The organism is Pseudarthrobacter sp. PH31-O2 (assembly GCF_030063265.1).
GTDB lineage: Bacteria > Actinomycetota > Actinomycetes > Actinomycetales > Micrococcaceae > Arthrobacter.
In genome coordinates this window covers 73,618-91,993 of record NZ_JASIST010000011.1, presented here as the reverse complement: position 1 = coordinate 91,993, position 18,376 = coordinate 73,618, and the positions used below count along the sequence as shown (strand labels likewise).

General features: G+C 63.0%; 13 protein-coding genes. 2 read left to right on the top strand and 11 right to left on the bottom strand.

What is annotated here, in order from left to right:
* Positions 1 to 247: 247 nt before the first annotated feature.
* Complete coding sequence (locus QMG72_RS15525; RefSeq protein ID WP_226776091.1) at positions 248 to 625, bottom strand: hypothetical protein; 378 nt, start codon at positions 623 to 625, stop codon at positions 248 to 250.
* 34 nt (positions 626 to 659) lie between these two features.
* The gene (gene typA, locus QMG72_RS15520) at positions 660 to 2,588 is read right to left on the bottom strand and encodes a translational GTPase TypA (RefSeq protein WP_226776090.1); all 1,929 of its coding nucleotides are present in this window, start codon (positions 2,586 to 2,588) and stop codon (positions 660 to 662) included.
* A gap of 269 nt (positions 2,589 to 2,857) precedes the next feature.
* On the opposite strand from typA, the gene QMG72_RS15515 reads away from it, so the two are divergent.
* A complete protein-coding gene (locus tag QMG72_RS15515; RefSeq protein WP_283480978.1) occupies positions 2,858 to 3,748 on the top strand; it encodes an SGNH/GDSL hydrolase family protein in 891 nt (296 codons plus the stop codon).
* A gap of 81 nt (positions 3,749 to 3,829) precedes the next feature.
* On the opposite strand, the gene QMG72_RS15510 is transcribed toward QMG72_RS15515, so the two are convergent.
* From QMG72_RS15510 to QMG72_RS15490, 5 genes are all read right to left on the bottom strand, one after another.
* Positions 3,830 to 5,542: a dipeptide ABC transporter ATP-binding protein gene (locus QMG72_RS15510; RefSeq protein ID WP_283480976.1), complete on the bottom strand. Its 1,713-nt coding sequence runs from the start codon at positions 5,540 to 5,542 to the stop codon at positions 3,830 to 3,832.
* Positions 5,543 to 5,553: 11 nt separating this feature from the next.
* Positions 5,554 to 6,543: an ABC transporter permease gene (locus tag QMG72_RS15505; protein ID WP_283480974.1), complete on the bottom strand. Its 990-nt coding sequence runs from the start codon at positions 6,541 to 6,543 to the stop codon at positions 5,554 to 5,556.
* On the bottom strand, positions 6,533 to 7,462 hold the full coding sequence (locus tag QMG72_RS15500; protein WP_226776086.1) for an ABC transporter permease: 930 nt from the start codon (positions 7,460 to 7,462) through the stop codon (positions 6,533 to 6,535). The genes QMG72_RS15505 and QMG72_RS15500 overlap by 11 nt, the downstream gene beginning before the upstream one ends.
* Before the next feature lie 219 nt (positions 7,463 to 7,681).
* A complete protein-coding gene (locus tag QMG72_RS15495; RefSeq protein WP_282359654.1) occupies positions 7,682 to 9,319 on the bottom strand; it encodes a peptide ABC transporter substrate-binding protein in 1,638 nt (545 codons plus the stop codon).
* Positions 9,320 to 9,568: 249 nt separating this feature from the next.
* Positions 9,569 to 11,398 (bottom strand): ABC transporter ATP-binding protein, encoded by a 1,830-nt coding sequence (locus tag QMG72_RS15490; RefSeq protein ID WP_226776084.1) that lies wholly within the window; start codon positions 11,396 to 11,398, stop codon positions 9,569 to 9,571.
* Positions 11,399 to 11,477: 79 nt separating this feature from the next.
* On the opposite strand from QMG72_RS15490, the gene QMG72_RS15485 reads away from it, so the two are divergent.
* Positions 11,478 to 12,107 carry a PH domain-containing protein gene (locus QMG72_RS15485; RefSeq protein ID WP_282359656.1) on the top strand — a complete coding sequence of 210 codons (630 nt, stop codon included), beginning with the start codon at positions 11,478 to 11,480 and terminating at the stop codon, positions 12,105 to 12,107.
* Positions 12,108 to 12,146: 39 nt separating this feature from the next.
* On the opposite strand, the gene QMG72_RS15480 is transcribed toward QMG72_RS15485, so the two are convergent.
* The 4 genes from QMG72_RS15480 to QMG72_RS15465 form a co-directional block, all read right to left on the bottom strand.
* Positions 12,147 to 13,235 carry an ABC transporter permease gene (locus QMG72_RS15480; protein WP_226776082.1) on the bottom strand — a complete coding sequence of 363 codons (1,089 nt, stop codon included), beginning with the start codon at positions 13,233 to 13,235 and terminating at the stop codon, positions 12,147 to 12,149.
* Positions 13,232 to 14,773: an ABC transporter permease gene (locus QMG72_RS15475; RefSeq protein WP_226776081.1), complete on the bottom strand. Its 1,542-nt coding sequence runs from the start codon at positions 14,771 to 14,773 to the stop codon at positions 13,232 to 13,234. The genes QMG72_RS15480 and QMG72_RS15475 overlap by 4 nt, the downstream gene beginning before the upstream one ends.
* 180 nt (positions 14,774 to 14,953) lie before the next feature.
* Complete coding sequence (locus QMG72_RS15470) at positions 14,954 to 16,738, bottom strand: ABC transporter family substrate-binding protein (protein WP_282359657.1); 1,785 nt, start codon at positions 16,736 to 16,738, stop codon at positions 14,954 to 14,956.
* Positions 16,739 to 17,261: 523 nt separating this feature from the next.
* Positions 17,262 to 17,930 (bottom strand): SDR family NAD(P)-dependent oxidoreductase, encoded by a 669-nt coding sequence (locus QMG72_RS15465; RefSeq protein WP_282359658.1) that lies wholly within the window; start codon positions 17,928 to 17,930, stop codon positions 17,262 to 17,264.
* Positions 17,931 to 18,376 lie beyond the last annotated feature (446 nt).

The window sequence follows — 18,376 nt, the reverse complement described above, 5'->3', positions numbered from 1 at the left end:
TGTGCAAAAGAACGGGTCAAGCGTTCCGGGCAATTGCCGAACTTGTTCTGCGGTCAAGAATGAGCATGTCCGCAGCCGAAGGGGTGCCCAAGGGGTACCGAAGGATGAGCATGTCCGCCGCCGCGGACGACGGATGGATATAGTGCCCTCATGCGCACGCGTGGCACCGAAGAATGGGCATGTCCGCCGCAGAAGGGCACCGAAGAATGGGCATGTCCGACGGGCGAGAGGGTGCCGAGCAGCGGGCCTACCCCTGGATGCGCCGGTAGCGCAGACCCCACACCAGCATGCCGACGGTGACCACCGCGATGCCGTAGATCCAGAGGCTGCCGGCCAGGTCGCCAATGATCAGCCGCCTGCCGTTCTCCAGGGTGGACCACCAGCCCGTCAGCGCGTAGCAGATGACTCCGCAGACCGCCGTCGGAAGGGCGGAACGAAACCTGGCGCTGAGCCACAGCTCGACGGCGCCAAGCAGGACCAGCGCCGCAACCGCGCCCCACGGCACCTCGACGCCGCCCACCAGGATGTCCTGCCCATGCAGCGCGGTGCCCGCGAGGGCAACAAAAAGAGCTGCCGGCACGGCGGCGGCAATACCGCCTGCCATGCCGGCAGCTCCATTATTCACAAACCATCCTTCGTGACAGCGACGGGCGCTGTGACTAGACCTTCGCGCGTGCCCGGTTGGACTTGGCGCGCTGGTTGACGTCCAGGATGAGTTTCCGGATACGGATGGATTCCGGCGTCACCTCGACACACTCGTCTTCGCGGGCGAATTCGAGGGACTCTTCGAGGGTCAGGTCGCGCGGCGGCGTCAGGTTCTCGAAGGTGTCGGAGGAAGCCGCACGCATGTTGGTGAGCTTCTTTTCCTTGGTGATGTTGACGTCCATGTCGTCGGCCCGGGAGTTCTCGCCGACGATCTGGCCTTCGTAAACCTCGGAGGTGGGGCGGACGAAGAATGATCCGCGTTCCTGCAGGTTGATCATGGCGAACGGTGTAACAACACCTGCGCGGTCAGCGATCATCGAACCGTTGGTGCGGTACTCGATCGGACCGGCCCAAGGCTCGTAGCCCTCGGAGATGGACGCCGCGATGCCGGCGCCTCGGGTGTCAGTGAGGAACTTGGTACGGAAGCCGATCAGGCCACGGGCCGGAACGATGAATTCCATCCGGCACCAGCCGGTGCCGTGGTTCGCCATGTTCGTCATGCGGCCCTTACGGGCGGCCATGAGCTGGGTGACGGCGCCGAGGTACTCTTCCGGCACGTCGATGGTCATGTGCTCCATCGGCTCGTGCACCTTGCCGTCGACGGTCTTCGTGACCACCTGCGGCTTGCCGACGGTCAGTTCGAAGCCTTCGCGGCGCATCTGCTCAACCAGGATGGCCAAGGCGAGCTCACCACGGCCCTGGACTTCCCAGGCGTCCGGGCGCTCGGTCGGGAGCACCTTGATGGAGACGTTACCGATCAGTTCCTTGTCCAGACGGTCCTTGACCTGGCGGGCCGTGACCTTGGCGCCCTTGACCCGGCCGGCCAGCGGCGAGGTGTTGATACCGATGGTCATGGAGATGGCCGGATCGTCAACAGTGATCAGCGGCAGCGGCTGCGGGTTGTCCACGTCGGTCAGGGTCTCACCGATGGTGATCTCCTCGATGCCGGCGACGGCGACGATCTCGCCGGGGCCGGCGGACTCGGTCGGGACACGGTCCAGGGCCTTGGTGGCCAGCAGCTCGGTGATCTTGACGTTCTTCATTTCACCGTTCGCGCGGGCCCACGCAACGGTCTGGCCCTTGCGCAGGGTGCCGTTGTAGATACGCAGCAGTGCCAGGCGGCCCAGGAACGGGGAGGCATCCAGGTTGGTGACGTGCGCCTGGAGGACACCGTTCGGGTTGTACGTCGGCGCCGGAATGTGCTCAATGATGGCCTTGAACAGCGGCTCGAGGTCTTCGTTCTCGGGAGCCGAACCGTCTGCGGGCTGTTCGAGGGAGGCGCGGCCAACCTTGGCAGCGGCGTAGACAACGGGGACGTTGAGGATCTTGTCCAGGTCCAGGTCCGGAACTTCGTCGGCGAGGTCTGAGGCCAGGCCCAGGAGGAGGTCCATGGATTCGTGGACAACTTCTTCGATCCGTGCGTCAGGACGGTCGGTCTTGTTGACCAGGAGGATCACGGGCAGGTGGGCCGCGAGCGCCTTGCGCAGGACGAAGCGGGTCTGCGGCAGCGGGCCTTCAGAAGCGTCAACGAGGAGGACGACGCCGTCAACCATCGACAAGCCGCGCTCAACCTCGCCACCGAAGTCGGCGTGGCCGGGGGTGTCGATGACGTTGATGGTGATGGTCTCGCCGTTGGAGGACGGTCCGTTGTAGGCCACCGTGGTGTTCTTGGCCAGGATGGTGATGCCCTTTTCGCGCTCGAGGTCACCGGAGTCCATCACACGGTCTTCGAGGTGGTTGTGTGCGGCAAAGGAGTTGGTCTGCTTGAGCATGGCGTCGACCAGAGTGGTCTTGCCGTGGTCAACGTGGGCCACGATCGCGACGTTGCGCAGGTCACTGCGCGATGCAGTGGCTACCGCGGTGTTGGTGGTGGTTTCAGACATGCGTAATTGCTCGATTCAGTGGTGAAGTCAGCTGTTGTATCGCGACATTTCCAACCGGAACGCACGACGGATGCGCCCCTTTGGCACAGGGCACCTTCTTCCATTCTAAACGCTTGGGCATTTATTGGCCTAAAAACCGTCATTCCGGCTGGAAGGCCGGGTCAGGCACCACGGGAAATCGAGCGTTGACTGTGAGTAAAGTCACTGGCTTTTCCGTCCCTGATGCCCCATGCTTGCTCTGACAGCAGCAGCCAGCTCGGAGACATCAAATGCGCATCGCCCCGGCCCTGTCCCGCTTGGTTGCCCCGATAATCGCCGTAGGCGTCTTGGTGGGTGGCTGCGGGCAGATTTCCCCCGCCACTACCGCCAGCCCCGGCGCGGCAGCCGTCACTGGCCTTTCCGTCCGGAACGCCCAATCGGCAGTTCCGGGCAGCCTGCGGCCCGGAACCGTCTACCGAAATCCGGCCAACGGCCGCAATGAGATGGTCGTGGCGGACATCTCCCGGACCGCGGTGCTGATTGGTGATTCACAGTCCGAACCCACATCGTCCTGGCCCCGGAGAGCACTGGCCAGCCTGGGATACGAGGTCCATTTCTGCGGCCGCGGCGGCACCGGCTTTGTCGCATCCAACGGAGCGACCGGTAACTACATCGACGCCCTGCAGCACGGCGACTGGCTGCTGCCCTACGGCTCACCGCCCCTTGTTGTGATTGAAGGCGGCGGCAATGATGCCTCCCGCGGGGCAAGCGATGCGCAGATTTCCGCCAACGCCGAGCGGCTGATCGCCAGCATCCGGCAACGCTACCCCGAAGCACGGCTGGCCATGGTGGGGACCCTCGCCCGTGGGGCAGCCAACGGCGGAGGACGCCGCAGCGAAGTCAACACGCTGCTGGGCACTGTGGCGGCCAGGAATTCAATCCCCTTTGTGGGCGTCGGCGACTGGTTGACGCGTTACAACCTCACCAATTCCATGGCCGACGGAGTCCACATGAACCCCGCAGGGCACACGGCACTGGGTCTTCTGCTGGCCGGCCGGCTGGACGACCTGGGGTTCAGGTCCGCGGGCAACGGGCAGGCGGGCTCCGGGCAGGCGGGTTCCGTGTCAGCGGGTTCAGTGCAGGCGGAATCCGGTTCGACCGAATCCGCCGCCGGCCGCTAAGAACGCAGGCGTTAAACGGCAGGAGCCGGTGACCGCCCGCAGGCGGACACCGGCTCCTGCCGTGTGCTTCGGTCAATCAGCTCATGCCACTTCCGGAGGCAGCATCAGCCGCGCACCCGGGATGGCGTTGAGCAGCGCCTTTGTGTAGTCCTGCTGCGGCGCGTCGAAGACCTCATCCGTGGAGCCGGTCTCGACCAGCCTGCCCTTCTCCATGACGCAGACGTGGTCCGCGATCTGCCGCACCACCGCGAGGTCGTGGGTGATGAACAGGTAGGTCAGACCCAACCGTGACTGCAGTTCCGCGAGCAGGTTCAGCACCTGGGCCTGCACCAGGACGTCGAGGGCCGAGACGGCCTCGTCGCAGATGATGACCTCGGGGTCCAGCGCCAGGGCACGCGCGATCGCCACGCGTTGACGCTGCCCGCCGGAGAGCTCGTTCGGATACCGCTGCATGGTGGACTGCGGCAGTGCCACCTGATCCAGCAACTCCCGGACCTTCTTCTCGCGGCTGGCCTTGTCCCCGATCTTGTGGGTCCGCAGCGGCTCCTCAATGGTCCGGAAGATGTTGTACATCGGGTCCAGGGAACCGTACGGGTCTTGGAAGATCGGCTGCACCCGACGGCGGAAGGCGAAGATTTCCTTGCTGTTCAGCGTGGAGGTGTCCACGCCGTCGAAGATAATCTTCCCCGCCGTGGGCTGCAGCAGGTTCAGCACCATCTGCGCCACCGTGGACTTGCCGGAACCCGACTCCCCCACAATTGCCGTTGTGGTTCCGCGCCTGACGCTGAAGGAGACATCGTCGACGGCGGCGAAGTCCGTCGACTTCCCGAAGCCGGAACGCAGTTTGAAGACCTTTGTCAGGTTTTCAATCCGGAGGACTTCCTCCGTCATGGCCGGCTCCACCACAACGTCCGTTGCGGGCGACAGGACGTCAGCGCTTTCGACACCCAGTTCCTTCGCGACCTGGATGCGCCGGGATGCGAGTGAAGGAGCCGAAGCCACCAGCCGCTGGGTGTAGGGGTGCTGCGGGTTCTGCAGCAGCTCCAGTGACGGCCCGGATTCCACGACCTGGCCGCGGTACATCACCACGACCTTGTCGGCGCGTTCGGCGGCGAGGCCCAGGTCGTGGGTGATGAGCAGAACGGCCGTTCCGAGTTCGGTGGTCATCTTGTCCAGGTGGTCCAGGATCTGGCGCTGCACGGTCACGTCCAGGGCCGACGTTGGCTCATCGGCGATCAGCAGCCGCGGCTGGCAGGACAGGCCGATCGCGATCAGCGCGCGTTGGCGCATGCCGCCGGAGAACTCGTGCGGGTATTGCTTGGCCCTGCGGGCGGCGTCGGGCAGCCCGGCCTGCGAGAGGACCTTGGCGACGTCGTCCGTACCGCTGGGCAGGCCGTTGGCCTTGAGTGTCTCCCGAACCTGGAAACCGATCTTCCAGACCGGGTTCAGGTTGGACATCGGGTCCTGCGGGACCATGCCGATGCTGCTGCCACGCAGTTCGATCATCCGCTTCTCGCTGGCGTTGGAAATGTCCTCGCCGTCGAAAAGGATCTGCCCGGCCGAGACCCGGCCGTTGGAGGGCAGGAGCCCGATCGCGGCCAGTGCGGTCGTCGACTTGCCGGAGCCTGACTCACCGACGATGGCGACAGTCTCGCCGGGCGTCACGGTGAGGTGCGCGTTCCGGACCGCATTGACGTCACCGTTGCTGGTCGCGAAGGTGATGGCCAGGTCGCGGATTTCCAGCAGCGGCCGCACAACGGTCTCCGCTTCGTGAATTTCGACAGAGGCGTTCATGGCGTCCCCTTTCATCGCTTGCGCGCTTTCGGATCCAAGGCATCACGGAGGGCATCGCCCAGCATGATGAAGCTCAGGACGGTTATGGACAGGGCGATGGCCGGGTAGAGCAACGGCATGGGGTTGGAGCGCAGCGATGACTGCGCCGACTGGATGTCGTTACCCCAGGACATAACGCTCGGCGGCAGCCCGATGCCAAGGAAGGACAGCGTGGATTCGGCCACGATGAAGGTGCCAAGCGAGATCGTGGCCACCACGATGATGGGGGCGAGCGCGTTGGGCATCACGTGGCGCAGGAGCGAGCGGAACCGGGAAACGCCCAGCGACCGCGCAGCCGTCACGAAGTCCGCGTTCCGGACCTCGATCACGGCACCGCGGGTGATTCGGGCGATCTGCGGCCAGCCGAAGATCACCAGGATTACCACCAGGGACCAGACGTTCCGGTTGGCCCGGAAAACGGGCAACTGGGTCAGTACGATGGCGCCGAGGATCAGCGGAAGGGCAAAGAAGATGTCATTGATGCGCGCCAGAATAGCGTCCACCCAGCCGCCGTAATAGCCGGCCAACGCGCCCATAACGCCGCCAATGACAAGCACGCCGATGGTGGTGAACAGCCCCACGATCACCGAGGACTGGGTCCCGTAGATCACGCGGGCATACACGTCGCAGCCCTGCCGGGTGAACCCGAGCGGGTGGCCTGCAGAGGTACCACCGTTGGAGTTCGCCAACTGGCAGGGCTCCGACTGCGGATTGATCGGGGAAAACAGCCCCGGGAAGACGCTGACCAGGACAACAACAACTATCAGGAACGCGGAAATCAGGAACAGCGGCTGGCGGCGGAGGTTTTTCCAGGCCTCCCCCCAGAGGCTCAGCGGCGCATTCTCGTCCTTGACCTTGTCGGTGACCTGGAGCGGGGTCTCGTCGAGGTCTGCGACGAAGTGTTCAGCCTCGCGGCCGGGCTGCGGCTTCCGGGCAGCGGGAACGATGTTCTCAGGAGTCATAGCGGATCCTCGGGTCAAGCCAGGCGTAGAGCAGGTCAACGAGCAGGTTGGACACAACGTAGATCAGGACCAGGACGGTGACGATCGAGACCACCGTCGGACCCTCACCGGTTGTGACGGCCCGGTAGAGCCGGTTTCCGACGCCGGGAACGTTGAAGATTCCCTCAGTCACGATCGCGCCGCCCATCAGCGCGCCAAGATCAGCACCCAGGAAGGTGATCACCGGGATCAGCGAGTTGCGCAGGATGTGCACACGAACGACCCGGCCGCGGGACAGGCCCTTGGCGGTGGCTGTCCGGACGTAGTCCGCGCTCATGTTCTCGATCACGCTGGTCCGGGTCAGCCGGAGGACGTAGGCAAAGGAACCCAAGCCCAGCACGATGGCCGGCAGGATCAGGTCCTGGACGGTGGCGGCGGAGCTGACAGTGGGTTTGGCCCAGCCCAGCTGGACACCGATGAAGAACTGCATCAGGAAGCCCAGGACGAAGATCGGAATGCCGATCACGATCAGGGAAGCGACGAGCACCGTTGCGTCAAAAAGCTTGCCTTTGCGCAGGCCGGCCAGCAGGCCGAAGGCGATGCCGAAGACAGCTTCGAAAATGAGGGCCATCACGGCAAGCCGGGCTGTAACGGGGAAGACCTCGCCGAGCACGGTGGCGATCGGCCGGCCGGAGAAGTCCATGCCGAGGTCGAACGTGAGGATGCTCTTGAGGTACAGGAAATACTGGATCCAGAAGGGCTGGTCCAGGTTGTACTGGGCCCGCAGCTGGGCTGCCACGGACTCGTTGACCGGCTTGTCACCGAAGAGGGCGACGATCGGGTCGCCGGGAAGGCTGAAGACCAGGAAGTAGACCAGGAGGGTCGCTCCGAGGAAAACCGGGATCAGCTGCAGGAATCGCTTGAGAACATACGTCGCCATTAGCGGAGTACACCCCCGTCAGCGGGCATCCCGTTCAGGAATGCTGTGGAGTTGTTCATCAAAGAACCTTTTCACTATGAATACATGAGGGCGGCAGTGTCGTCCGTTGCCGGGGCCACGAATGGCTGCGCCCGGGAGCCGCGCCGTCAGGAGAGAAAGTTGTGGAAGCAGAACGACGGCGGAGGTGCCTTTCCAGGCATCCCCCGCCGTCGATCAGATTTACTTGCCGGTAATCGCGTAGTACAGCGGGACGCCGTCCCAGCCGTAGTCAACGTTGGTGACCTTGTCGCTCCAGCCGCCCTGGGCGACCTGGTACCAGAGCGGGATCGCCGGGAGGTCCTGAAGCAGGATCTCCTGCGCCTTGTTCATGGCCTTGTTGCCGTCGGCAACCGTGGCTGACTTGAGGCCGTCGGAGATGGCCTGGTCAAACTTCGTGTTGTTGTAGCGGGCATCGTTGGAGCCTGCGCCGGTCTTGTAGATCGGGCCGAGGAAGTTGTACAGCGACGGATAGTCGGCCTGCCAGCCGGCGCGGATCGCACCGGTCAGGGTTCCGGCGGTGGCGTCGTTGCGGACTTCCTTGAAGGTGGCGTAGGGCTTGCCTTCGATCTTGATGCCCAGGGTGTTCTTGACCTGGTTGACCAGAGCCTCGACCCATGCCTTGTGTCCGCCCTTGTCGGCGTTGTAGGCAATCGTGAAGGTCTGGTTGGCATCCCACTTCTGGATGGCGTCGGCCTTGGCCCAGGTTTCCTTGGCCTTGTTGGCGTCAAACTTCAGGACGTCGGAACCCGGGATGGAGTCGCTGTAGCCGTCCAGCACCGGAGCCGTGAAGTCCTTGGCCGGCTGGCGGGCTTCGTTGAAGATCACCTTGGTGATCTCTTCGCGGTTGATGGCCATGGAAATGGCCTGGCGGCGCAGCTTGCCGGCCTCGCCGCTCCACTCCGGCAGGTACTCCGGGATGGCGATGGTCTGGTTACCGGCGTACGGCTTGTTGATGGTGCGGTCGCCGAGGTCCGACTTGAAGTTCAGCAGGGCGCTGGTGGGGATGGTCTGGAGGATGTCCAGGTTGTTCCCCAGCAGGTCCTGGTAGGCGGCATCGTCGTTCTGGTAGATCTTGAACGTTACGCCGGCGTTCTTGGCTTTTCGCGGACCGTTGTAGTCCGGGTTCGGCACAAGCTGGATCTGCACGTTGTGCTGCCAGCCGCCGTCGGCCAGCTTGTAGGGACCGTTGCCGACCGGCTTCTCGCCGAAGCCCTTAGGGTCCGCGAGGGCGCCGGAAGGAACCGGCACAAACGCAGTGTAGCCAAGACGCAGCGGCCAGTCCGACTCGGGCTGCTTCAGTTCCACGGTGAACGTCTGGTCGTCAACGACCTTCAGCCCGGACATGGTCTCAACCGTCGAGCCTTCAGCGCTGGCCTCGTCGTAGCCCTTGATGCTTTCGAAGAAGCCTCCGCTGAGCTGGGCGTTCTTGGCGGCTGCACCGAAGTTCCAGGAGTCAACAAAGGACTTGGCCGTGATGGCCTCGCCGTTGGTGAACTTCTGGTCCTTTTTGATCTTGATCGTGAAGTTCTGGCCGTCCTTGCCTTCAATGGACTCGGCGAGTTCGTTGACCGGCTTGCCGCTGGGGTCGTAGCTGACCAGCCCGGCGAAGATCATGTCGATGACCTTTCCGCCGCCGACTTCGTTCGTGTCGGCCGGCATCAGCGGGCGCTGGGGCTCCGAGCCATCGGCCATGATGACCTTGCTGGTATCGCCGCCAGTGGTGCCGCCGCCAGCGGTAGTGCTGCCGCCGCATCCGGTCAGGGCGAGGGCGGCGATGGCCACCATGCCCAGTGCTTTGGAAGTGCGCGAAAAACGCATTCCGCCTCCTATGAGTTGTGGGAGTTCTTGAGGGAAAACTTGTGTTTCCCCGCGGCCCAGGCACAGAAATATCCTGTGACGTGGGCTACATATGGCACTAGCCTAACCCCACACTGTCCAGATGATGGAACTCTGTTGCCAAACCGTGACACAACAAAAGCGTGACTTCTACCGTCACGCGCCAGGTATTTCAAGTCACACGCTACTGGCTGGTACTATTCGGCGCCGGGCGATCTTAGTTATCGTCGATTAACTCTGTTCAGCTGCCAGCAACTGGGCCCGCAGCTCGCGGCGTTCCCGCTGTTTTTCCGGATCCGGCAGCGGAACTGCGGCCAGGAGCCGCTGGGTGTAGGATTCCTGCGGGTTCCGCAGGATCTGGTCCCGGGTGCCCTGTTCGACAATACGGCCGCGCTGCATCACGCAGATCCGGTCCGCGAGCACGTCGACGACGGCGAGGTCGTGGGTGACAAAAAGACAGGCAAAGCCAAGCTCCTGCTGCAGGGCCTGGAAGAGCTCGAGCACCTTGGCCTGGACGGAGACGTCAAGTGCAGACGTCGGTTCGTCGGCGACCATCAGTTTCGGCTTGAGCGAGAGCGCCCGCGCGATGCCAACGCGCTGCTTCTGGCCGCCGGAGAGCTCGTGCGGGTAGCGGTTGCGGTAGTTCCTCGGGAGTTCCACCTGGTCAAGCAGCGCCTCGATCCGCTGCTGCAGACTGGCGCCCTTCGCCACCCCGGCAAGGAACATCGGCTCGCCAATACTCTCGCCGATCGGAAGCCTCGGGTTCAGCGACGACGACGGATCCTGGAACACCATGCCAACGTGCCGACGCATCTCGTGAAGCTGCCGCCCGTTGCGCTTGGCGGCAGAAATGTCCTGGCCAACAACCTTCATGGTGCCGGCAGCCACCGGCAACAGCCCGACGGCGGCGCGGCCGATGGTGGTTTTCCCGGAGCCGGACTCCCCCACCAGCCCGACGACCTGGCCCGGATAGATCACCAGGCTGGCGCCCTCTACCGCACGGAATGCCGGCACCCGGCCCTGTTTGGGGTATTCGATGGCCACGCCAGTCAGCTCCAGCACGGGCTCGGCCTGGGGTTTGATGGCTTCCGCGGCGGCCAGGGCAGCCGCGTTGTTGTGCTCGCGTTGCCGGCGCAGCTCTTCCGGCACGGAAGTGAGCTCAGTATGGGTGGCGGCGGCGAGCGCTGCGGTGACGTCCACCGCCCCGGTGGTGTCTGCGCCGCCCTGGCCGAGGTGCGGGACGGCGGCCAGCAGTGCCTTGGTGTACGGGTGCTGCGGGTTATGGAAGATCTCGGCGGCTGTGCCTGTTTCCACGATCACTCCCCCGCGCATCACGGCGATCCGGTCAGCCAGGTCGGCCACCACACCCATATCGTGGGTGATCAGGACGATGGCGCTGTCCAGCTTGTTGCGCAGGTTACGCATCAGGTCCAGGATTTCTGCCTGCACCGTCACGTCCAGGGCAGTAGTGGGCTCATCGGCGATCAGCAGCTTTGGGTCGCAGGAGAGCGACTGGGCGATCATGGCGCGCTGGCGCTGGCCGCCGGAGAGCTGGTGGGGGTACGACCGGAACGCCTTTTCCGGATCCGGCAGCTCCACAAGTTCAAGCATACGCAGCGCCCGCAGCCGGGCTTCGTCGGGTGATACTTCGCTGTGAAGCCTCACCGTCTCAACGATCTGGGCGCCGACGGTATAGACCGGATTCAGTGCCGTCATGGGCTCCTGGAAGATCACGGCAACGTCCTTGCCCCGAACCGACCGGATGTTCGACTCGCTGATCCCGAGGAGTTCCTTCCCGGCAAGCTTTACGCTTCCGGTCACGCGGCTGTTATCGGGCAGCAGGCCGAGCAACGCCATTGAACTGGCGCTCTTACCGGAGCCGGATTCCCCCACGATGGCCAGTACTTCGCCGGCACGCACCTCATAGTTCAGCCCGATCGCTGCCGGAACCCACTTTTTGTCCACGCCAAAGTCGACACTCAGGCCGCGGACTTCCAGGACGGGCACCCCTTGGCCTGGTGCCGGATCAGCGGCCGGGCCGAGGGTGATGAAGTCAGTCATGATGGAGCCTTCCTTCCGCACGGGCGCCGGGGTCACCAAAAATTAGTGCTGGGGCCCGGAGTGCTGAATTATGGGGAGCATGAGCTCTGCGCCGTATGCCGGTAAAGTCGAAATCTTCAAAGCCCGCACCAACAAGTGGTTTGCGCTGCTGGCCTGGATGGTGGCCGCCGCCGGCATCGTCGTTGCCGTGGCCTCCGGGGGGCCCGGCGCCCTGGCCGGTATCGCCCCGCTGGTCCTGGTCGCTTTTCTTGGCTGGCAGCTGTTCTGGCGGCCCGCCGTCGTGGTCGACAATGCCGGGATCAGATTGGAAAACCCGTTCCGCACCATCGTGGTGCCGTGGGCGGCCCTGGTGCATGTGGACACCCGTTTCGCACTGACCCTCGTCACGGCCAAGAGAAGCTACACCTCCTGGGCCGCACCGGCGCCAGGGATCTGGGGCGGCCGGAACGCCCGCCCGGAAGATCTGCGCGGGCTCCCGGGAACAACGTACGGTCCCGGCCGGTCCGTCCGGCCGGGGGATCTCAGGAGCACCGATTCCGGTCAGGCCGCCCGGCTCGTGCGAGCACGCTGGGATGAGCTGGTCGAGTCCGGCCGGCTCGCGGCCGGGGACGCCGCCACCACACCGGCAAACGTGACATACCGCTGGCCGGCTGTCGGCGTCGACGTGCTGCTCCTGACGGCCAGCTACTGGGCTGTCGCCGGGTCCTAGCGGGTTGCCCGGCCTCCGGGACCGGAACGGGACCATGGTCTAGTGGCCCTTGGTTTCGTCAAATGCCGTCACCGGAACGGGATCCACAGTGGTGTCGGCCGCTTTCCTGGCGTTGAACTTCCTCTGGCGCGGATCGAACGCGTCGCGCAAGCCGTCGCCGATGAAGTTGATGCTGAGGCAGATCAGCACGATAAACAGGCCCGGGAACCAGAAGAGCCACGGCCGGGTGGCAAAAGCCTCCTGATTTTGCGAAATGAGCAGGCCCAGCGAGGTGTCCGGAGCTTTGACGCCGACGCCGAGGTAGCTCAGGGCAGTCTCCAGCAAGATGGCGGCTGACATGGTCAGGGTAACGTTGACGATCAGCACCCCGATGGCGTTGGGCAGGATGTGCTTGAAGATGATCCTGCCGTTGGACGCCCCGGAGATCCGCGCCGCATCGACGAACTCGCGCTCACGGAGGGTCAGAAACTCCCCGCGGACCAGACGAGCCAGCCCGACCCAGCTAACCAGGCCGAGGAAGACGCCCAGTACGAGGATCCCGTTGGAGTTCGCAAAGGCGGAAAACAAACTTCCTTCGTCCCGGCGCCCGGCAATCTGGGCGACGACAGCGGCGAGCAGCAGGACGGGAATGATGATAATGACATCCGTGATGCGCATTAGTACCGCTTCTACCCAGCCCCGGAAGTAGCCGGAAAGGCCGCCGATCACGGCGCCTAGAATCCCGGCGATCAAGCCGATCAGGACCATGATGGTGATGGACTGCTGCGCCCCGCGCATCGTCATGGCAAACAAGTCCCGGCCGATTCGATCCTGCCCGAACGGGTGTTCCCCCCAGGCAGGAGGCCACAGACCAGCGGTTGGAGCGCCGTCGTTCACCAGCGGGGAGACATCCAGGTGGTTGTACTTCCACCAGCCGGGTATTCCCGCGACACCAACGGAGGAGAAAGACAAGATGAAAATCAGCGCAAATACGGCCAGCCCGAGGAGCGCGCCGGTGTGACCGAAAAACCTCTTCCGGACAATCTGTCCCTGGCTGAGTCCAGACGGTTCAGGCTCGGACGACGCTGTTTCCTGGTCGCGAAGAGCCTGCTGTGCCAGGATCTGTTCCTCTTGCGTTGGCTGGCTCATGCTTTTATCCTCACGCGCGGATCGAGTGCGGAATACGCCAGGTCCGCAATTAGGTTGAAGACCATGGCGGTCACAGCGACGCAGACAAAAACGCCCATCACCGGGTTCGGGTCGATGTGGGTAATTCCGTCCAGAAAAAGGAATCCCATGCCCCTGACGGAGAACACACTCTCCGTGATGACGGCGCCGCCGATCAGCGCGCCAATATCGAAAGCGACAATTGTGGCAATCGGAATCAATGCATTGCGGAACGCGTGCCCCATAATCACGGACCGTTCAGAGAGCCCCTTGGCCCGCGCGGTGCGGATGTAATCCATGTTCATGATTTCGAGCATCGAGGACCGGGTAAAGCGGGTGTAGCTGGCCAGTGACACGAGGATCAACGCCACGGTCGGCAAAATCAGGTGGGTGAAGGTGTCAAGGCTGAGCACCCAGAAGTCCCCTTCGATATTTGGGGTACCGGCGCCGATCGTGGCGATCGGGCGCCCCCTGACCCGACTGTTGCTGAAGTAACTGGGCCACGCCTGCATAAAGCGGTCCAACACCACAAGCGCTCCCACCAGGAACGCGGTGATACCCGCCGCCCGCATTGACTGTCCGCGGTCGTATCCGCCCATAAAATAGCCGACGGCGACGCCTACCAGGACCGTGGCGAGAGCCAACAGGGCGATCATCAGCGCCGTTGCCTGGTCGAGCAGCGGTTGCACGGCGAAGTAGGAGATGACGCCCAGCGCCACCACAAGCAGTGCTGCCCGCAGGGCCCGGCGGTTCCGCAGGCCCGAAACCAGCACCGTCACAGCAACTGCGATGCCGGCCCCGGCGACCGCGATCACAACAGGCCCCAGCCCCGGCGTCTTGAACCATTCTGTGGCGGAAAAATAGATGAGGACGAGAGTAACAGCCACAAAAACGGTGCCGCCCGTCACGAGCCTGCGCCGCAGCTCCCCTCCGACGGCGACCGCAACGATCACGCCGGCGACGGCGCCGATCCCCAAGGCTGTGGGGATCGGTATTTCGGGGTTTCGCAGGAAGTCGTTGAAGCCGATCGCGCCGTACTCCTTCAGGAGCACCGCTACCCAGAAGATCGGCAGGGAAAAGAACAGGAAGGCCATAAAGGTCACACCGTAGTCGAGCGCACTGTACTGCCGAAGTGCCGTAATGATGCCCAGCGTGATACCGATCAGGATGGCCAGGATGGTCGCTCCGGTGACAAGTGTCAGCGTCTGGACGAGTGCTATGCCGAGGGCTTCGGTAATGGGTTGACCCGAAACGCTTTTGCCCAAGTCGCAGGAACCGGCAAAAGGAACGAGGCACTGGGCGGCACCGGCCAGCCATTTGAAATACCTGACAGGGGCAGGGGTGTCGAGGTCCAGCAACTCCGTGCGGGCGTTCATCAACTGCTGCTTGTTGGGGGCGTTGCTGGCCCGCAGATCAGCCAGCGGATCACCTGAGGACGCTGTCAGGAGATAAACGAGAAAGGACGCTCCCAGAAGAATCAGTGCGGCCGTGACCAGCCGTCTGACGATATAGGTCACCATTATGTATAAGCCTCAGGATCCAGGTCCGGGTCAGTCCGGGCCAATCGCAGAATCGCGCCGTGCCCCGGCCTTCAAATGCCAGTGGAGCCGGCAAAGTGCCGGTGGGTAGTCAGAAGGCGCCGGGGCCATAAAACTCGGCCCCGGCGCCCCTGCTAGGCGATTTGTTCGCTCAGCGTTGGATTACTTCCGGGACCAGTCCCAGACATTCCACCAGACGCCGGTCTGGTTCGGCATTGCGGTCACCCCGGTGATCTGGTCAGAGGATGCCTTGACATCCGGTGACTGGAACAGCGGAACGCCATACGCGGACTTCCAGATGGCCGCGTCAATTTTGGTCTGAAGCTCATCCTGCTTCGATTTATCCGTGGTGACGATCAATTCGTCCATGGCTTTGTCGGCTTCGGGATCAGAGAACAAGTTGAAGTTCGATCCACCTCCGGTTTTGAAGATCTGGGGAGTCCCCGAGACACCAACACCGGAGTTGATCCACCCGAAGATGGTCGCATCATAAGAGCCGTCGCCAAGGCTTGAGCTCCAGTCCGCTTTTCCGAGGCCGCCGTCGACAATCTTGAATCCTGCCTTCGTGGCGGACTCACGGATCAGCGAATAAGCATCCACCCGGTTGGGGTTGTCCTTGTTGTACATGATGCGGATCTCCGGCGTAGCACCGTTGAGGAGCTTTTTGGCACCGTCAATATCGACATCCTGGTACATCGACGACCCGTTCTTGGCAGCCGAGTCAGCGTAGGCGGCCTGGGCCGGCACAAAGATCTGCGAGTCGAGCGGCTTGGCCTGCGGATCGATCTTCTTGATGATCTTGTCCACAATGTCCTTGCGCGGAACTGTCTTCAAAAACGCTTCGCGAACGCTCTTCTCCGCCAGGGGGCCGGAGAAGTTCAGGTCAAGGTGATCGTAGGAGAGCTGGTTGCCCAAGAGCAGGTTGACCCCGCTGAGGGCCTTGATCTGGTCCACGGTGTCCGCTGAAGCCTGCGGATTGATAATGTCCACTTCGCCGTTTTTCAGTGCCTGCACCTGGGCCGGGGCAGCGCCGATGGTCCGGACCACGATTTCGTCCAGCTTCGGAGCGGGGCCCCAGTTGTAATCCTTGTTGCGGACCAGGGTGACTGACTGTTCCGGCACCACGGATTTGATGATGTAGGGACCGTTGGAGAGGTACAGGCTCGGGTCGCTGGGCAGCGTCTTCGACTCAAACCCGGTGCTCCAGAAATCAGCGACGGCCTTCAAGCCCTCGTTGACCGGCTGCGGTGACTTGCTGTCCCCGCGCTTAAGACCCTTGAGCAGATCCACCAGGGCCTGTGCGTCTTTCAGGCCCGCTTGCTTGGCCACTACATGGGCGGGAATATCGACGCCGCCGTTACCCGGGAAGCTGTACGCCAGTTCCCAATCGGAAAATGGCTTGGAATACTTGAGCGTCAGGCTCCGCCCGTCACTCCCGAGCTCGGGGAAGTCCGTCAGGTTCAACCCGGAAGTATCGGCCGCCGTCTTGAAATAGGTGGTGCCTGTCTTGGCTTCAGCATCGGCGTCGTCGTAGTATCCGGAACCTGAGGCCCAGGAAAGCAGAAGATCGGCGGCGCTCACCTGCGTGCCATCCGACCACTTCACCCCTTCGTTGACGGTGTACTTGACAGTCAACGGATTGTCGGAGAGTTTCTCGTACTTGCCGAACTTTTCGTTTTTGACGATGTTCAGTTTGTCGTCGATGTAAATGAAGCTGGAGTGGGTGGCGTAACCGACGTGTCCGTTCACGTCGGAGTTGCCATCCGCCGTTCCGGAGTTGAAGCTGCTGAAGCCGTTGGTTTCGGCAACAGCAACAGAGCCGCCCTGCTGGCCTCCAGCCGCAGCACTGGTGGGGGTTGTCCCGCCGCTGTTGCCGGCGCAGGCACTGAGTGCCAGCGCAGCAGCTGCTGCCACGCCCACTGCTTTGGAAATACGACCGAAGCGCATTCCGCCTCCTTGTTATAGGTGTGGTGGTGATCGGCGCCCGAGGCACCGGTCAGACGTCCGCACTCCCCCAGCGGCAGTGTGGTTCGTCTCACATGGGATGAAGCGTAAACCCAAAACCAGGCAAAGGGAGGGAAAGTTGACCACCAGTAAAGTTCGTTATCGAGCTGCAACAATCTGCTCCGCGCCAAGGCCGGAATTCCACCATTTCCTTGACGCGGTTTGTTCTCGCCGCTAACGTGCACGGGCACAAAAGAAGCCCCGATTCTGAAATCGGGGCTTCTCAAGTTAGACCTGCTGACCTGATGAATTCACCAGGCCATCACACGTTGAAGCTGAACTCCACCACGTTCCGTAAGCGAATATCTCCTGCTCGGAGCGGTTCCGAGCAGGAGCCAGGTGGATTCCATGCCCCGGCCGTCAGCAATGAACCCACTTCAGAATCCATCCGACTCTCTAGCGCTGTATTCGGAAGGCCAGGCTCGCCTACTTGAGCCGTGGCCTTCGCATTCAGCGCTCAGTTTCATCATCTCGGCCGCGTCTGGAAGGCGGTGCTGGGCAGATCCTTCTCGCCATCGACGATCGCGTTGATGATCCGCGCTGCAACGAGGTCTGGATCCAGCGGCGCTCCGAATCGCGGCGCTGACCCGGCGATCGGGTGCTCGGACAGCGCGGTGCCTGTGTGGCCTGGGCGGGCATCCACGAGTCGGATGCCCGCGCGACGATACTCGCGCGCCGCTGCGACAACAAAAGCCGCGAGCCCAGCTTTCGACGCCGAGTATGCTGCCAGACCGGCGACGGGTGTCTCAGCGACAACGCCGCTCAGTGTTACCACGAAGGGCTCCCGGCCGTCATGTGCCGAGGCCGCGAGGTAGGGCTGGCTCTGGGTAATGAGCTGGATCGCACTGGTCGTGTTCACAGCGAACAGTTCGTCCACCGTGGCGGGTTCAAGGTCTGATGCGGCGCCGAAGGCGACGACCCCGGACGCAACCACCAGCCCGTCGAGACGTCCGTGCTGCGCATTCGTGGCATCCAGCACCTCCCGAATCACAGAAGGTGAACGTAGATCGTGCCCAGCAGACTTTGACGACCGGGCAACAATGGCGCCGCTACTCTCCAGCTGATCGGCGATCCGCGAGCCGAGCCCGCCGGTGGCGCCGACTACCAGAACAACCGCACCCTGAAGATTCGTCATGGGGTAGATCCTAAATCACGTGCGGCAGGCAGCCCAGCCCGAGTCGGTTTGCTGAGGTTGGACGACTGCGGTATTCCCCAGACAGCGAGGCAAGCTTCACGCGCACCCCGGCGTGAAGCGCCCCAAGTTTCATGCCACAGCCTTGAGAGTTGGAGAGATGTATGTCATGCCCCGCGGCCGCGCACCCCTTGGTGCTGCAATTTATGGGCATCCGCGGCACCGACGCACACCCGCGTGTTACACAATAAGTACACCGAACCCACGGGTGCTCAAATCGCACAAACACAATCGGCCCCATGCCGAAGCAGCGTGGCAGTCTCAATAATTCATTGAGCTGTGCAAGGTAAATGATCCATCGGGGGCATCCGGCTCCGGCTCGGTCCGGATAGGCATGTCCTTGAGAACCCGATTGAACCAACTTCGTTATTGGAAGGGACACAGTGGTA

Excerpts from the sequence above, each read along its gene's own strand:
- typA (WP_226776090.1), bottom strand. The coding sequence starts at position 2,588 with ATGTCTGAAACCACCACCAACACCGCGGTAGCCACTGCATCGCGCAGT.
- QMG72_RS15515 (WP_283480978.1), top strand. The coding sequence starts at position 2,858 with ATGCGCATCGCCCCGGCCCTGTCCCGCTTGGTTGCCCCGATAATCGCC.
- QMG72_RS15510 (WP_283480976.1), bottom strand. The coding sequence starts at position 5,542 with ATGAACGCCTCTGTCGAAATTCACGAAGCGGAGACCGTTGTGCGGCCG.
- QMG72_RS15505 (WP_283480974.1), bottom strand. The coding sequence starts at position 6,543 with ATGACTCCTGAGAACATCGTTCCCGCTGCCCGGAAGCCGCAGCCCGGC.
- QMG72_RS15500 (WP_226776086.1), bottom strand. The coding sequence starts at position 7,462 with ATGGCGACGTATGTTCTCAAGCGATTCCTGCAGCTGATCCCGGTTTTC.
- QMG72_RS15495 (WP_282359654.1), bottom strand. The coding sequence starts at position 9,319 with ATGCGTTTTTCGCGCACTTCCAAAGCACTGGGCATGGTGGCCATCGCC.
- QMG72_RS15490 (WP_226776084.1), bottom strand. The coding sequence starts at position 11,398 with ATGACTGACTTCATCACCCTCGGCCCGGCCGCTGATCCGGCACCAGGC.
- QMG72_RS15485 (WP_282359656.1), top strand. The coding sequence starts at position 11,478 with ATGAGCTCTGCGCCGTATGCCGGTAAAGTCGAAATCTTCAAAGCCCGC.
- QMG72_RS15480 (WP_226776082.1), bottom strand. The coding sequence starts at position 13,235 with ATGAGCCAGCCAACGCAAGAGGAACAGATCCTGGCACAGCAGGCTCTT.
- QMG72_RS15475 (WP_226776081.1), bottom strand. The coding sequence starts at position 14,773 with ATGGTGACCTATATCGTCAGACGGCTGGTCACGGCCGCACTGATTCTT.
- QMG72_RS15470 (WP_282359657.1), bottom strand. The coding sequence starts at position 16,738 with ATGCGCTTCGGTCGTATTTCCAAAGCAGTGGGCGTGGCAGCAGCTGCT.
- QMG72_RS15465 (WP_282359658.1), bottom strand. The coding sequence starts at position 17,930 with ATGACGAATCTTCAGGGTGCGGTTGTTCTGGTAGTCGGCGCCACCGGC.